Raw genomic sequence first — 16,220 nt, 5'->3', positions numbered from 1 at the left:
TCATCCGCAGATTATGCATGAATATTGAAAATTCTTTGGTACAAATAAGTAGCAAAAAGTAGATCGTTTTTTGATTTATGAAAGAGATCTAATAAAGATATCGGCAAAGAAGTACAGTAAAAAGGCAATCTGCGCCATATAGTTTACCTGACGTAAGTCATGGTGATTGTCCGCATACATATAATCATAAAAATATTGCCGGAATAGCGGAGGAATGCGTGCAGAACGGTCTGCCAGTGCCTGTTCAATCAGTTGACGGTTTTGCAGATCACATTCGGCCAGTTTGAGCAGTTGATACATTCTGGCATTCTGAAAATAGACATCCTTTGGAGAATGTAAATCTTCATGAGAAGATGACATTGTTATTATCCATTTATTATTTTGCCTAAGCAGTATTATGAATCATTGGAATGAAAAGCAACCTTCTAAAATAGGATTGTATAATTTTTCTCTGCTAAAAAGTAACAAAATTTATAGGCTTTAATCCAATATAGAAAATAATTATCTTATTGATATTATATATTTTTTATTATTTTGTGGGTTGTTTCACGTGAAATATATAAAACTATCTGGACCTGAGTAAAGTCTTTATTCATTGCAGCTAATTTTGAAGAGGGGCGGATTACTTTTTTGCAGAACGTTAGAAAAATTAAACGGTAGAAATAGTCTTACAAAGTAAAACTGCAATAAATCAAAGCAAAAGGACGTATAGCTTGGCATGAAATAAGTATCTAAATATTTCTGTTGTTAGACTTTATACGCAGAAGCGGTACATTGTTTCAATAGTGCAACTTCATACAGCGGGTAGCTGCGAGGAAGCTGGCAAAGGAAATCATATTTTTAAGGTGCTGAGGTAAGCCCGACCATGTCATATAATCAAGAAACTGAACTGTCTTATTCTGATGACTGTCAAAAATATATCAATCAGTTTATTCAGGAATTTCCTCTGCGACGGGCAGAAATTGGGCAGGGGACTGTGATTAAACGTGCCTTGCCTAGCCGGCATAAACGTATGATCGGCGCATGGTGCTTTCTGGATCATGCCGGGCCTGCCAGCTTTCCTCAGGGGAGTGGTCTGGATGTGGGACCGCATCCGCATATCGGTCTGCAAACCTTTACCTGGATGATCGAAGGTACCATGATGCATAATGACAGCATCGGTAGCCAGCAGCTTATCCGGCCTAAACAGGTGAATCTGATGACTTCCGGCTATGGGATTTCTCATACCGAAGTATCTCCCGATACTGAAACCCAGATGCATGCCGCCCAGCTCTGGATTGCCTTGCCGGATGACAAGCTCAATATGGCGCCTGCGTTTGACCATTATCCACAACTGCCTGTGGTACAAGCACAGGGGATTGAGTGTACCGTGCTGGTTGGAGAATATTTAAATACCAGATCACCGGTTAAAGTACATAGTGAATTGCTGGGGGTAGATCTGTTTGCTCAAGAAAGTACCTCCGCCCGCCTCAGCTTAAATCCTAAATTTGAATATGGCTTTATGGCCTTAGAAGGCAGCGCCAGCATTAATGGACATGAGCTGACAGAAGACAATATGGTAATTCTGGAGCCAGGACTGGAACATGTGGATATTCAGATTCATGCAGGTGGCCGGGTTCTATTATTAGGCGGAGAACCTTTTGAAAGTCCGATTTTACTGTGGTGGAATTTTGTTGGCCGCACCACTGAAGAATTAAAAATGGCACGGGACCAGTGGAGTGAAGGGCATTCCCGTTTTGGCGCTATTCCCGATTATGACGGACCCCGCCTGGAAGCGCCGGCTTTTCCAGACCGGATGCGTCCTTCCAGATAAATCAGTAAGACTGCAAGTCTACTTGGAGCATTTTTTGAATTAAACTCCAGAAATGAAGCGGAAAAATAGAAAAGCTGTCACCACAGTCATCAAAAACTGAGTGACAGGACGCAGCTTTTGCTATGCTCGAAAAGCAAGAACAATAAAATTATGAGTCTCATATGCGTGTTTTACATCATCTCGAACAATCACGATCATTTCGTATCCTGTGGGCCATGGAAGAATTAGGGCTGGATTACGAGGTTAAATACTATAAGCGTCAGCCCAATCTTGCTGCGCCACCGGCCTTAAAACAGATCCATCCATTGGGCAAGGCGCCGATTCTGGTCGATCAGGCTCAGGTACTGGCGGAATCTGCAGCGATCCTGGAATATTTACAGGAAACTTATGACCAACAGCAGCAGTTTCGTCCAGAAGATCCTGCCGACAAGGCCCAGTACCGTTACTGGATGCATTATGCGGAAGGTTCATTAATGCCGCTGCTGGTGATGCAACTGATGATGACCACTGTACCTAAACATACTCCTTTGCTGATTCGGCCTGTAGCCAAGAAAATCTGCGATGGAGTGAAGAAACAGTTTGTACAGAGCCGCTTAAAAGATCATATCCAGTTTCTGGAAAGTTATTTGAGCGAGCATGATTATTTTGCTGGGCACTTCAGTTTTGCCGATATTCAGATGAGTTTTCCTTTGGAGGCGATGCAGAGCCGGACAAGCCAAAGTTATCCGGCCATTCAAGCCTATCTTAAACGGGTGGCACAACGTGCAGCCTATGCGCGTGCGCTGAGCAGAGAAAAACAGATCAGCTCTTAAATACTTAAAAAAAGGTGCAATATGCACCTTTTTCTTTGGCTGTAAGGATTATTCTGGAAAGCTCAGACGTTCTTTAGGGAAAACCACTTTAAAGGTTGAGCCTTCATTTTCTTTAGACTCCACTTCCAGATGGGCTTGATGCTGCATCAGCACATGTTTGACGATTGCCAGACCTAAACCGGTGCCACCTGTGCGCCGGCTGCGGTCTGAATCGATCCGGTAAAAACGCTCGGTCAGGCGTGGCAAATGTTTCGGATCAATCCCGATCCCATTGTCTTCTACAATAAAGTAGGCCGACTCGCCATCATCATGCCAGCCCATGGTGATGCTCCCGCCCTTAGGCGTATATTTGATGGCATTGGTAATCAGGTTACTAAAGGCACTGGCCAGTTCCATGTCGGAACCAATCAGGTCACAATGACTGTCAATATCCAGATTCAGGGTATGACCATAATCGACATTATAAGCCTGTGCGTCATCAAACAGCTGATTCATCAAGCTTGGCATTTCAATAATCTGGTTCTTGGCAATATTCTTGTCATTTTCCAGACGCGAGAGCAGGAGCAGATCATTAACCAGTGCATTCATGCGTCGGGTTTGAGACTGCATCTGGTCAAAGGCACGTTTCCAGCGGGGATTGATATCTTCCTGATCGGTGAAGGTTTCAATATATCCACTTAAAACCGTCAGTGGAGTGCGCAGCTCATGCGAAATATTATCGACAAAATCTTTGCGCATCTGCTCCAGATTATGCATTCGGGTGACATCATAAGCCACCAGCAGGCGGCTTTCACCACCAAAACGAGTCATTTTGACCTGTACATAATGATCTTCAAATAAGGAGGATCTCATTTTCAGGCCATCAGGGGCTTGATCAATATTGTGGTAATATTCGATAAAAATCGGTTGACGTAACAGCGTAAGAATATTACGGCGGCGATCATCCGGAGAGATGCCAAGCAGACGTTCTGCTGCCGGGTTCCACCATTCGATCTGCTGGTTGTCATCAATCAGCACCACTGCTTCTTGTAAGGCCACCAGTGAGGATTGCGCCCGGTCAATCAGCTCGACCATTTCCGCCTGAACAATACGTTCCTGACGCTGGGCCCGATATACATTGAACAGCAAAGCCCCCCAGATTCCGTGAATATTAGGGGGGACATCATAGGGGCGATTTGAAATCCACTCATTGACCAGATACAGGGAGCGCATCTGGGTGGCAAAAAAAGCCACAAATGCCAGTACCAGACAAACCCAGAAATACCCAATCCCGAAGCCGATAAAAGCGGCAATGATCAGAAAAAATGCCAGTAAGCGTAAATCCTGCTTGGCAAAATCCCATAAGCTGCTGTAACGGAATTTCTTGTGGTCACGTGCCAGCTCGGGGACAGGGTAAGGTTCATACATAAAACTAGGGTTACCTAAAAGAAATTAACCAGCGGCAACATCGGCCCGGGTGGAGAAGCGGTAGCCGGTACCACGTACAGTCTGCACAAAACGGTCTGCCCCATAAGGCTCTAGGACCTTGCGCAAGCGGCGGATATGGACATCAATGGTCCGGTCTTCAATATAGACATTACCCCCCCAAACCTGGTCCAGTAATTGGGTGCGGGTATAGGCGCGCTCCGGATGCGTCATGAAAAATGCCAGCAAACGGTACTCGGTCGGACCCATTTCCAGAATCTTGTTGCCAAAATTCACCCGTTGGCTCACCGGATCCAGCACCAGACCATTGGCATCAATGGTTTTTTCTCCACTTAGCGCATTGGCACGGCGCAGAACCGCTTTAATCCGTGAGACCAATTCGCGTGTAGAAAATGGTTTGGTCATGTAGTCATCAGCACCGGCATCCAGTCCCTGTACCTTATGATCTTCTTCACCACGGGCGGTCAGCATGATAACTGGAATTTCAGACAGGGATTCATCACGTTTCAAGCGACGGCAGAGGTCTACGCCGCTCACTCCACCTGGCATCATCCAGTCCAGTAAAATGAGAGCCGGACGCTGATCCACAATCATCTGATGCGCTTGTTTGGCATCTTCTGCCTGCAGACACTGAAATCCTGCCATATCCAAAGAGGTATGAATCATTTCCCTGATTGGGAGTTCGTCATCGACGATTAATATGTAGTCATCTTTCACAACGCAATACCCTATTTCATGCAAACGGTGGACCGTTTTATATTTATGACAGGCTTATTACAAAGACTAATTATGACAGTATCATTGCAGAAAGGGAAAATAGCCGAAGTTTCGCAAAGATTTGTGACAATTTTAATAAAAATTTAATTAGAAATCGGACATTTTTAACTCAGGTTATTTGTTTAAGTTATTGTAAATAAATTAAAAATTAAAAATAAGTGGCAGCTGATCAAGATAAAAAACCTATTTCTTTATAAAAACTAGGCTTTGACTTTTTTCTCGGCAAAATGCTCCAGCAGGGCCAGAAAAATAATACTGCAGGAGGACAGCACTTCGTCCATCGACTGTTTAAAGCCGCTCATGACCCAGCGGATTGCAATCTGGGTAACATAGCCATTCAGTCCGGTCGATACTAAAGAAAGCTCCTGTTCAGAGCGGCTCAGGTTCGGCATCATCAGCATGACAAAGGCATGAATCATGCGGTCAAAGCGCAACATGGTTTCATGAATCGTGGCCTGATTATGCAGCTCCTGTACCAGCATGGCATCAATATAAATAATCCGTGCCATACGTGGATTATCTTTTAAAGTTGTTAGCAGGGCGGTCAAGCCGGCTTTAATCATGTTTTGCGGATCGGCTGAGGCTTGCAGCATGGCCTGCATGACATTTTGTTGCAACTCATCAATCAGCTGTAAAAAAATGGTCTGAAATAGGTGCTCACTTTTTTTAAAAGACTCATAAAAATAGCGTTCGGTGAGCTTGGCTTCATTGCAGATATCTTTGACCGTCACCGAAAAAAAGCCATGGGTGCCATAAGCTTCGATACCCGCTTCGATTAGTTTTTCACGACGTAACTGCTGGCGCTCCGCCATCGACAGGCCTTTAAACTGACGCTCTTTGGCGCGGGTCGCTGGTGCTTTTGTGGTTGAAGGAGCTGAATTGGTCATAACTTTCAGTGGCAGTCTCGCTAAAGGTTGGGGCTATCTTATCAACAAATCTGCATTTGACCTATGCTGAAATTTCAGACTGAAACTTGGCCTGTAGAGACATTATAGAGTGATTGACAATACTTATTGTCAAAACTATATTGAAATGATGGGCTGCATCCTGAACAGACAAAAATACCGGCTGTCATGGACTGGCAGTATTTAATTCAAGGAATCTCAATGAAAAATTTTAACAATAAAGTTGCAGCGATTACCGGTGCCGGTTCTGGCATTGGCCAGCAGCTGGCTGTACTTCTGGCACAGCAGGGCTGTCATCTGGCACTGAGTGATGTTAATGAGCAGGGGCTGGAAAAAACACTCGAGCTGCTGAAAGGCAATCATGTCCGTGTCACCACTCAAAAAGTGAATGTCGCCAATCTGGCTGAAGTTCAGGCTTGGGCCAAGCAGGTCGAGCAGGATCATGGCAGTGTGAATATGATCTTTAATAATGCAGGTGTCGCCTTGGGCAGTACGGTTGAGGGTGCAAGCTATGAAGATCTGGAATGGATTGTAGGAATCAATTTTTGGGGCGTGGTCTATGGTACCAAGGAGTTCCTGCCGTTGATCAAAAAAACCGGTGATGGACATGTGATCAATATTTCCAGCCTGTTTGGTTTGACCGCCCAGCCTACCCAGTCTGCTTATAATGCGACCAAGTTTGCGGTACGTGGTTTTACTGAATCCTTGCGTCAGGAGCTGGATATGCAAAATTGCGGCGTAAGCGCGCTGTGTGTACATCCGGGTGGAATTCGCACCAATATTGCCAATGCAGCCAAAATGAATGATAGTCTTTTGAGCTTAGGGATGCATCCGGAAAAATCAGCACGTAATTTTAATAAACTGTTGCGTTGTCCGCCTGAAGAAGCTGCTCGCCAGATTCTGGATGCAGTGCAGAAAGACAGACGCCGTCTGCTGATCGGTAATGATGCCAAGGCCCTGGATATGATCCAGCGCATCTTGCCTACCGGTTATCAGCGCGTCACTGCTCTGGCTTCGCGTCTGGGTAAAAAAGGCAAAAAATCAGCTTAATCACCTTCCTCTACCTCGGCCCGCGAAAGCGGGCTTTTAACTTCATTGATGCGGTTTATTTTAATTGATTTGGAAGACAAGATAAGAAAATTAGCCAGTTCTCTATAAGCCGGAAAGTTACAGCTGGTTTAATTTTTAAACCGGATGACATCACTGCATCTATCAGTTTTTAATATTAAAAATAAGTGAACTACGAAATAACATACTGATTTTTAAAACCCTCAGATCAAGGCCTGAATGGTTTTTTTCTTCCAGACCAACTGGTAATACAAACCCTGCAAAATACACAAGCTTACGAAGGTCAATGCGTAGGCATACCAGATGCCCTCCAGGCCCCACCACTGGCTAAACAGATAGGCACAAGGCACCTCAATAACGAGAATGGTCAGAATATTAATCAGCATGGGCACCGTCACTGTACCGCTAGAACGCATAATCGAGGCAAAAATCGCGCTGGCGCCAAAGAACAGGATCGACCACAGTACAATAAACAGGAGTTGCTGACCCAGCACCACCACCGCTGGATCGGTAATAAACAGAGCCATCAGATATTTAGAAGACAAATAAGCAAGAATTACCAATCCGCCAGTGAACAGGATATTCATACTTAAGGCGGTTCGGGTGACTTTATTGAGTAAATCCGACTTTCCTGCACCAATGGCCTGCGCCCCAAAGACTGAGGCAGCGATAGCGATAGATAAAGCGGGAAACTGGATATAGTTCAGGACCTGATTGACCGCACCATAGGCCGCCGTTGCTTCAGCTCCATGACGGTTGACCAGTCCTACAATCACTAATCCTGCCACGGAAGTCGTCACCATCTGCACTCCGGTAGGAATGCCTAGCCGTAAAATGATCTTGCTCAACTGGGGTTGATGGCGGATATTTTTAATTAAGGCCCAGTCCAGTTTCAGTGGATGCTGTTTATAATTTAAATACAGCACTAAAAAAACCAGGACGGCCAGATTGCCTAAAATAGTAGCGATAGCAGGCGAGATAATCCCCATCCGAGGAAAACCAAAATAGCCGGCAATCAGGACTGGCGTGACCCCCAGACCGATCCCAATCGTTAATGCTGAAGCGAACAGTGGTGTGGTACTGTCACCGACACCACGTAAAATAGAAGTATAAATAATATAAATAAAAATCAGGGGACTGCCAGCCAGCATCCATTGTACATAGGGCAATGATAAATGCATGACCTCAGGATCTGTGCCCAGCGCAAGTAAAATCTGCTCCGCAAAAATGACCCCCAACAGTGCAATCAGACTTCCCCCAATCAGGGTCATAAATAAGGTAGAGCCCACCACACAGTGTACTTTTTCCAGGTTTTTAGCGCCCCAGGCCTGCCCAATCAGGACGGTCGACCCGGCAGAGAGCCCGATCACAAAAGCCATCAAACAAAACAGGATCGGAAAGAACACCGCAACAGCAGCAATCGCGTTGACCCCCAACATCTGCCCGACAAAGATAGTATTCACGGTACCAGACAGACTTTGCAGGATATTGGTCGCAATTAATGGCAACAGAAAGACCAGAAAGGTTTTCCACAGATTTTTTTGCTGAATTAAAGCCTGCTGCGCCATATAAGGTCCTGTTCTTGGTTTTTCAAATACTTATCTTAGCGAATTATGCTGGATCGGCAGTCAAAACGCCTTAGCTTTTCAGTAACGACACAGCCTGTGTTTTAAACTTTGGCAAGAATATGTGCTGCTTCAATTAGGGTTTCATTTTTTTTGGCAAAACAGAAGCGCAGCAAATGTATATTTTGTGGAGGATCTTTATAAAATACAGAAACTGGAATGGCGGCCACGCCATGCTGCTGGGCCAGATAATGACACATTGACAAGCCATCCAGATCGGGGCGAATCTCACGATAATCCAGATTCTGGAAATATGTCCCTTGAGTAGGCGTCCATTGAAAACGTGTGCCTGCCAGTTCTGTATTAAACAAATCGCGCTTGGCCTGATAAAAACTGGAGAGCTGATGAATATGCTCGGGATGCAGTTGCATATATTCTGTCAGGGCAACCTGAATCGGGGTCACACCACAAAAGCTGACAAACTGGTAAATCTGTCTAAATAGCTGCATCAAAGGCGGAGGCGCTACACAAAAACCGGTTTTCCAGCCAGTGACATGAAAGGTTTTACCAAAAGATCCCACCACAAAGCTGCGCTCACGTAACTGCGGAAAGCTGGCTGCCGAAATGTGGCGAACATTGTCAAAGACCAGATGTTCATAGACTTCATCAGACAGGATCACAATATTCCGGTCATGAACCAATTCAATCAACTGTTGCCAATCCTGTTCTGTCCACACGGTTCCCGTAGGGTTGTGTGGGGTATTGACAATGATCATGCGGGTCTGGTCATTGATCGCGTCTTTGACCTTGTTCCAGTCCACGGAAAAGCCAGGATATTCCAAGGCAATATGCACTGGCCGAGCACCGGCCAGTTGCACGCTGGGCGCGTAGCTGTCATAGCTGGGATCAAAAATAATGACTTCCTCACCGGCACGGACACTGGCCTGAATGGCGCAAAAAATTGCAAGGGTTGCCCCGGGGGTAATGGTAATTTCACTGACAGGGTCAAGGCAGAGCTGGTCACGCTGCTGGTACAGATCTGCCACCAGACCACAGAGCACGGGGAGGCCATTGCTTGGCGCATATTGATTAAACCCCCCACGAGTCGCACGGCTAAGTGCATCCAGCAGCTGGGGCGGAGCCGGGAAATCCGGAAAGCCTTGGGACAGGTTGATGGCACCCAGTTTCTGCGCCAGATTCGACATGGTGCTAAAAATAGTGACGCCCAAATCGGGAAGTTTGGAAGATAATTCGAGCATGTCCCTGACCCCTTGTCTTATCATGCAATTATTAAAGTCTGTTGAGGATTAAATGTTATTCCCGTCAGTGTAGCAGCAAGTAAGCACAGGAATAATCAGAAAATTAAAATGATCTTAAGCAAATGTACAAGCTTGGGTATCAGTCGCTCAGTCCAGCTCAATGAGTCAGAACAAGTTGTTTGCCTAATCATGTGAAATAAATACCAAGATGGACGGTGCCTGGCTTATTTTTTACAATCAGCGTGATAAAAATAACCTCACCACATAATTATAAAATGCTTAAAAATATTGATACGGTGCTAGATGCACTAGGTCTGGGGCCACAAAAACGTGCACTGCAGATCCAATTTACTCATCCTATTTTACACTCCCAGCTTGCGATTCAGCGTATTGAGGGCCGGCACTGGATAAATGAAGGATTACAGGCAGAGTTACTATGTTTATCCACCCATCCCTCGCTGCCTTTAAAGCAGTTTATGGGTGTGCAGGTTGCTGTAGATCAGGTCACTGACCGAGGAGAGTTGTTTCGGACCAGCGGCATCATTACGGCAGCCAGCCAGGGACAGAGTGATGGTGCACTTACGATTTATAAGCTGAGTCTGCAGGATGCCACCGCTTTATGGCAAAAACGCCGCAATAGCCGGGTATTTCTAAATAAAAGTGTGCGTGACATCAGTGAAATTTTATTTACAGAATGGCAAAAAAGAAGTCCTTTATTTACTGCCAGTTTAAGCCTGGACCTGACCGGCCTGTCAGCAGAATATGATATCCGTCCTTTTGTGATGCAGTCCAATGAAAGTGATTATGAATTCCTTAGCCGCTTATGGCGCAGCGAAGGAATTAACTGGCTGATTGATGAAAAAGAACTGCTGCTAACAACTTCCAAGCCTGCTATTCAGCCCCAGATTTTGCGCCTGATTGATCATGCAGAGAGTTTTCAGGCTCTGGCACGCCGTTTTATCTGTTTTCATCGCAGTCATGCCACTGAAGTGTTTGATAGTATTACCAACTGGACAGCTCAGCGCAGTCTAAAGCCGACACAGGTGCAGACTCAGCGTTGGCAGGCGGAGCAACTGTCACCAGATGAAAGCCAGTATTTTTTAAATACACAGCAATTTGAATCTCCAAACGGGCAAGAAATATTAGCGCTGGAAGATGCCTGGACCGTTAGTTCAGCTTGGAGCGCTGATCTGAACGGAGAGGATCAGGCCACTTCTTCCAGTCATAGTCAGCTGGAGAAATTGAGCAGGCAATTGGGTCAATATCATGCATTGCAATCAAAATACTTTCAGGCCAGCAGCAGCGTCAGAGATGCACAGGTGGGCTATTGGTTTCAGTTGAAGGATCATCCGGAAATTGATCAGCATGCAGCCCATGAACGGGAATTTCTGATTTTAGGGAAGCATTTCTATAACCAGAACAATTTACCAAAAGAGATAGGGGCACAGCTGGAGTCGCTATTACATGCCAGTTCATGGACAGCTTTGGAAGAGGAGCGGCAGGCCAACGAATTGTATTTAATCCGTCGCTCCATTCCGGTAGTTCCAGAATATCTGCCATTTAAGCACCAACCGCTGGCCTATACACAACGTGCTAGGGTCGTTGGACCCGAAGGTGAGAGCATCCATGTCGATGAATGGGGACGGGTCAAAGTACGTTTTCTGTTTACCCGTGATCAGGATCATCAGCATGATGGCGGAGCGGGCAGCAATAATGATGACACAGATTCTGCCTGGGTAGATGTAGTGACTTCATGGGCTGGTGAAGGTTATGGCACACGATTTCATCCGCGAGTGGGCGAAATTGTAGTGATTGACTTCTTTGATGGGAATGTTGATCGCCCATTTGTCGTGGGACGTTTGCACGAAGCTGAGCGTCATCAAACTATGTTTGATGTGAAAGGTCAGTTACCCGATACCAAAAAACTCACTGGTATTCGTTCCTCTGAAGTGGATGGCCAAGGTTTTAACCAGCTTCGCTTCGATGATACAACTGGACAGATTAGTGCACAGCTGCAAAGCAGTCATGGGACCAGTCAGCTGAATCTGGGGAATTTAAGTCATCCTAAAGAAAATGAAAGTAGCGAAGGTCGAGGTGAAGGATTTGAGCTGAGGACAGACCAGTGGGGAGCGCTAAGAGCCGGCGCTGGTCTGCTGCTTTCAACATATAAACAGGAAAATGCCAATGCCAATCACTTAAATAGCAGCTCGGCTAAAAACCAACTTGAATCAAGCTTAAATAATACTCAGGTCTTAAGTGACGTTGCTAAAAACCAGCAAACTGATCCTTTGGAGGCTTTAGATCATCTGAAAAACTTTCTGGATCAAATCGAACAGCAAGATCACAACAAGGCTGAAATCTTTAAACAGGCTTTAATGATCCTGTGTGCACCGAACTCCATTGCTATTTCGACCAATGAGGACTTATACCTCTCTGCGGATAGACAGATTAATCATAGTGCTGCGGATAGTATGAATTTTTCAACCCAGAAATCTTTAATTGTCCATGCACAGGACAAGATCAGTTTATTTGCGGCGCAGGAGGGTGTTAAAGCAGTTGCTGCACAAGGTAAGGTGGAACTTCAGGCGCAGGATGATGCAATGGAAATGATGGCCCGTCAGCAAATCAAAATTATTTCGACTGAAGATCGGATTGAAATTATTAGTCCTAAAGAAATTGTACTGACTGCCGGTGGTTCTCAGCTAAAAATTAATGGAAAAGGTGTATTTGGAGTAACAGGTGGGAAATTTGAGTGTAAGGCAGGGCAGCATGTATTTGCAGAAGGGGCTAAAGTCTCTTATGAAATACCTCAGCTTCCGAATAATGCTTTATATAGCAATAGGCTGGATATATATGATCTATTTTGGCAGTCCGATTTTAGTTCAATAAATTATAAAGCTTTTATTCCTGATACTAATTCGTATATTTCAGGTCAGCTTGATACGCATGGTCGTACTGGAAAAATTACTACAGCTGATCCCTCTAAAGTAGAAATTTTGGTAGGGCTCAATGATGAATGGGGATTAAGTGTCCAAGGTTATGATGTTGATGACCTGATTGAGCAGAATAATAAATAGGATATAAAAATGACAAATAAGTCTTTAGCAACCATACAAATTCTAGATTTGTTAGGCAATCCAATTCCTAAAGTTCAATATGAAGTCAAAAATAGTAAGACAGGTCAACATGTAGTAAAGGGTTCTACCAATTCCAAGGGGTGCCTTTATGAAATTCAAAGAGACAAAGGAACGGTTTTAGATATATATGTCAAAAGCCTTTTGGGTGGAGGTATGAAAAAAGTTCAGACCTTCATAATGGCAAAAGATCGTATGCTGGTTACGGTTATAAGTCCTAAAATTCTCTTGGATTTAAAAACAGTAGAAAATAATGGAAATAAAGGAAGTTATAAACGTAAAACACATAAGGTTAAAAAAGGTGAAACTTTATCATCTATTGCACAACAGTATCACACCACAATCCGAGTGCTCGAAAGGCTGAATGGGATAAAAGATGTCAATAAAATCAGCATAGGACAAGTAATTAAACTTCCAATTAATATGCCTGCTACAGGAAATAATACAAGTATTGATAGAAAGCTAAACCCTCAAAAAAATGCTTCTCAAAATAATAAGTCTCAATCATCAGAGAAAAATAAAAAAGAGACTAAACAGGCTGATAAAGGAATTGTGAATACAGTTGAAGAGTATGAGAAGAAAGCATTAGAGCAGCTTAATGAATGGTATGAAGAAGGTAAGAAAGCTTTATCCGGTGCAATAAAAATTGATATGAAAGAGGATCGCAGTCAGGATGGCGGGACACCGAAAACTGATACTTCCAATTTATGTAAAACTAATCCTCAATGTATATCTCAAGGCAAAAGTGAACTTATTAGAGAGGTTAATATCAGGCTAGCAGGCTTTGGTGGCGCATTACCTACAGATGAATTTACTCCTTTAACAGCGGAATGTATAAAACAATTTCAACGGGATTATATGGGGGTTCCTGAAACTGGAAAAATATGTGGAAGTTTTTTAGCAGCTTTAGATAAGTTCCGTGATGAATATGGAATTGCTAAATTTATAGATTCTTTTAAATGTTCATGCGGTAAGTGTAGTGGATTTGGAATGAGACGGATCGGGACATTTACATTCGAAAACTATCAGAAAATTTCAGGAAAATATGTAAAAGTTCAAAAAACTCTTAAGGAATCAGAAGGGATGCATCGAAGCCTTGTGTGGGGGTTAAAAGCAATGATGTTCTACTTTGATAAGAAAAGTAATCCTAAAGGATATAAAATAGCTAAAATATCATCAGGTTACCGTTGTATAGATAATAACTTAAAAAAGAGAAGAGCTACAACTAATCATATGGGTACAGCTATAGATATAGTTATCTATAATAAAAATAGTCAAGTAGTTAGTCTAGATGAATTGGAAAATACCGTCAGAAAAGAGTGGTTTTGCACATATTTAAACGCAACGATGGGGTGGTCGAATAATAGATTTGGATTAGAGCGCTTATCTCATGGAGCAACTACTTGGGTTCATTTAGATGTAAGAGAGTTTTCAGATGAGTTTAAAATCGATAAGTTATTTTCCAAGACTGCAAATGGTTTAAATGGTGATTATCTAGTTAGTTTATTTAGAAGAGATGCTAAGGCTAGTACAATTTTAGGATGTACTGGACTTGCGGCTGCGCCTATGAACAGTCCAGCTTTAAAGGACAGTTCTTTAGAAGAATTGATCAAGCAACTAGGTTCTGCAATTTCACATGGTGAAGGGAATTACGAATCATACAATACAGGAACTATTAAGAATAAAGTGATACATTCCTTTTTGTATCCAGCAAAAGGTACAGTCACTAATAAAACAATTAATCAAATTATTGAAAGTTATACTTTGTCTCCTAGAGATACTTCTAGAATGTTTGCGGTAGGTAAATATCAGATAACTCCAGATCCTATGAGAGAGGCAAAATTAAAACTTAAACTAAGCGGAAATGAGAAATTTGATGAACATCTACAAGAAAGAGTCTTTCGAGAATACCTGATTCCTTCGAAAAGGCCTAAACTAGGAAATTTTGTTCTTAAAGGGATTGGAAATACAGAAGATGCTCAATATGAAGCAGCAAAAGAATGGGCATCGATCGCTACTCCACTAGGCTATCAAATTAGCCAAAACTGTGGCGGTCATGTTTCAGATGGCACTAAATCTTTTTATGAAAGTACTGCTAATCATGCTAATAAAAAATCAACAGAAATGGTTAAAGAAATTTTAGAAAAAATTAATCAATATCATCAACAATAGTATAAGGGTGAGATATAGAATGAATAACAAAATTAGTATATTATTATTTTTGGTTTTTTTTTGTATAGGAGACTGTAATGCAAAAGTAATTGAAAGTAATAAGGCATCAAAAATAAAAGTACAGCCTTGTGGATTTGACTATGATATTGATAATTATTTTTGTAAAGCTGATAATATAAAATTATATAAAAATAATATTGGTAAAAATGTAAATTATAATAAATATTATACAGTTATTGAAATTGATGATGGGAAGTATATTCGACTAGCGGCTTTGAACCAAAAAACATTAATTATCTATCCCTTGAATTATAAAATTGAAAAAGAAAAATCAAAAATTAAATTCACTAGTTCCAATGGGAAATTATGTGTTAGCGGTAATTTATATAGCTACCGGGATACTTATAATGATTCAAAAATATGCTTTAGAATTATAGGGAATGCATTTGTAAAAATAAGTATTGATGAAAATATAAAAGATATAAATTTATCTAACTTTAAACAAATTTTGTTGCCAAATTCTTCAGATTATTTTAATCAATGTTTGAAAATTAATTCGCAAAATAAGTGTGAAAAAATTAGTGAGTCAGAAAATCATATCTATAGATTTGATGAAATAAAGAAAAATTTTCAAGAAATAGGAGATATTTTAAATAATGAAAAAATAAAAAAACTGAATTTAAATGGTTTTAAATTTCTACCTTATTCAGAAAAATCTCAATATTTAATAGGTGAAAAATATGAAGATACAGATGAAGAGTCTTCATCTGTATATTATCTCATCAAAATAAAACCTGATATTGAAGTTAGAAGAATTGGAAATTTTTATTCTATAGATAAACAATTTAATTTAAGTTATAGCGATTCTTCAGGAAATAAGAAAAATATTAAATTAGAATTATAGAAAAAAGCCGGCTCTCGCCGGCTTTTTTTTACCCTTCCAACACCTCTTCCAGCAACTCCTCAATCGGTGCAAAGTAATAGGTGCCATCCATTGGAGTCACAAAATGTAGCAAGCGGTCATGGATTCCATCGCCAGACGTACCGAATATGCGCTCTAACATGCATTAGTAATAGATCTCTTCCATAAATCAAAAAACGATCTACTTTTTTTGCTGCTTATTTGTACCGAAAAACCTTCAATATTCCTGCATAATCTGCGGATAAAATACATCGATTCAAAGAAGCTTTCTGAAACACAGTTCAAGCGATACACCGGCATCTCATGGTCAACCTTTGATTTAATGGTTGAGCAATTGAAGAAACATGTCCCTGCCAAAGGCAGACCGC

At 42.2% G+C, this 16,220-nt stretch carries 11 protein-coding genes and 2 pseudogenes; 6 read left to right on the top strand and 7 right to left on the bottom strand.

Annotated features, from left to right (window positions below; all coding sequences use genetic code 11):
• Positions 1–90: 90 nt before the first annotated feature.
• Positions 91–360, bottom strand: a pseudogene (locus NI467_RS13190) (GGDEF domain-containing protein); the annotation flags it as partial.
• 505 nt (positions 361–865) lie between these two features.
• Between NI467_RS13190 and NI467_RS13185 the strand changes: the two are divergent.
• Positions 866–1,813: a pirin family protein gene (locus tag NI467_RS13185; RefSeq protein WP_253153359.1), complete on the top strand. Its 948-nt coding sequence runs from the start codon at positions 866–868 to the stop codon at positions 1,811–1,813.
• A 161-nt stretch (positions 1,814–1,974) separates the two neighbouring features.
• Entirely contained in the window at positions 1,975–2,625 is a 651-nt protein-coding gene (locus tag NI467_RS13180; protein ID WP_253153358.1) for a glutathione S-transferase family protein, read from the top strand.
• Between the two features lie 48 nt (positions 2,626–2,673).
• Here NI467_RS13180 and phoR read toward each other — a convergent pair whose 3' ends face one another.
• The 3 genes from phoR to NI467_RS13165 form a co-directional block, all read right to left on the bottom strand.
• Entirely contained in the window at positions 2,674–4,032 is a 1,359-nt protein-coding gene (gene phoR / locus NI467_RS13175; protein WP_151205193.1) for a phosphate regulon sensor histidine kinase PhoR, read from the bottom strand.
• Positions 4,033–4,056: 24 nt separating this feature from the next.
• On the bottom strand, positions 4,057–4,767 hold the full coding sequence (phoB, locus tag NI467_RS13170; RefSeq protein WP_151205194.1) for a phosphate regulon transcriptional regulator PhoB: 711 nt from the start codon (positions 4,765–4,767) through the stop codon (positions 4,057–4,059).
• A gap of 260 nt (positions 4,768–5,027) precedes the next feature.
• A complete protein-coding gene (locus NI467_RS13165; protein WP_151205195.1) occupies positions 5,028–5,714 on the bottom strand; it encodes a TetR/AcrR family transcriptional regulator in 687 nt (228 codons plus the stop codon).
• 219 nt (positions 5,715–5,933) lie between these two features.
• On the opposite strand from NI467_RS13165, the gene NI467_RS13160 reads away from it, so the two are divergent.
• Positions 5,934–6,782: an SDR family oxidoreductase gene (locus tag NI467_RS13160; RefSeq protein ID WP_253153357.1), complete on the top strand. Its 849-nt coding sequence runs from the start codon at positions 5,934–5,936 to the stop codon at positions 6,780–6,782.
• Positions 6,783–7,003: 221 nt separating this feature from the next.
• Here the strand turns inward: NI467_RS13160 and NI467_RS13155 are convergent, their stop codons facing one another.
• Positions 7,004–8,368, bottom strand: coding sequence for an MATE family efflux transporter (locus NI467_RS13155; protein ID WP_151205197.1), 1,365 nt, complete (start codon positions 8,366–8,368; stop codon positions 7,004–7,006).
• Positions 8,369–8,469: 101 nt separating this feature from the next.
• Positions 8,470–9,624 (bottom strand): methionine aminotransferase, encoded by a 1,155-nt coding sequence (locus tag NI467_RS13150; RefSeq protein WP_253153356.1) that lies wholly within the window; start codon positions 9,622–9,624, stop codon positions 8,470–8,472.
• A 275-nt stretch (positions 9,625–9,899) separates the two neighbouring features.
• On the opposite strand from NI467_RS13150, the gene NI467_RS13145 reads away from it, so the two are divergent.
• The 3 genes from NI467_RS13145 to NI467_RS13135 are packed head-to-tail and all read left to right on the top strand — an operon-like array spanning position 9,900 to position 15,834.
• A complete protein-coding gene (locus tag NI467_RS13145) occupies positions 9,900–12,701 on the top strand; it encodes a type VI secretion system Vgr family protein (protein ID WP_253153355.1) in 2,802 nt (933 codons plus the stop codon).
• A gap of 9 nt (positions 12,702–12,710) precedes the next feature.
• On the top strand, positions 12,711–14,930 hold the full coding sequence (locus NI467_RS13140) for a LysM peptidoglycan-binding domain-containing protein (RefSeq protein WP_253153354.1): 2,220 nt from the start codon (positions 12,711–12,713) through the stop codon (positions 14,928–14,930).
• Positions 14,931–14,949: 19 nt separating this feature from the next.
• Positions 14,950–15,834, top strand: a complete 885-nt coding sequence (locus tag NI467_RS13135) for a hypothetical protein (RefSeq protein ID WP_253153353.1) — start codon at positions 14,950–14,952, stop codon at positions 15,832–15,834.
• Between the two features lie 28 nt (positions 15,835–15,862).
• On the opposite strand, the pseudogene NI467_RS13130 reads toward NI467_RS13135, so the two are convergent.
• A pseudogene (locus NI467_RS13130) lies at positions 15,863–15,994 on the bottom strand (peroxidase); the annotation flags it as partial.
• Positions 15,995–16,220 lie beyond the last annotated feature (226 nt).

Origin of the sequence: Acinetobacter sp. S4397-1 (assembly GCF_024129285.1) — a bacterium.
In the GTDB taxonomy this organism is placed as follows: Bacteria; Pseudomonadota; Gammaproteobacteria; order Pseudomonadales; family Moraxellaceae; genus Acinetobacter; species Acinetobacter lwoffii_C.
This window is presented reverse-complemented; position numbering and strand designations above follow the sequence as displayed.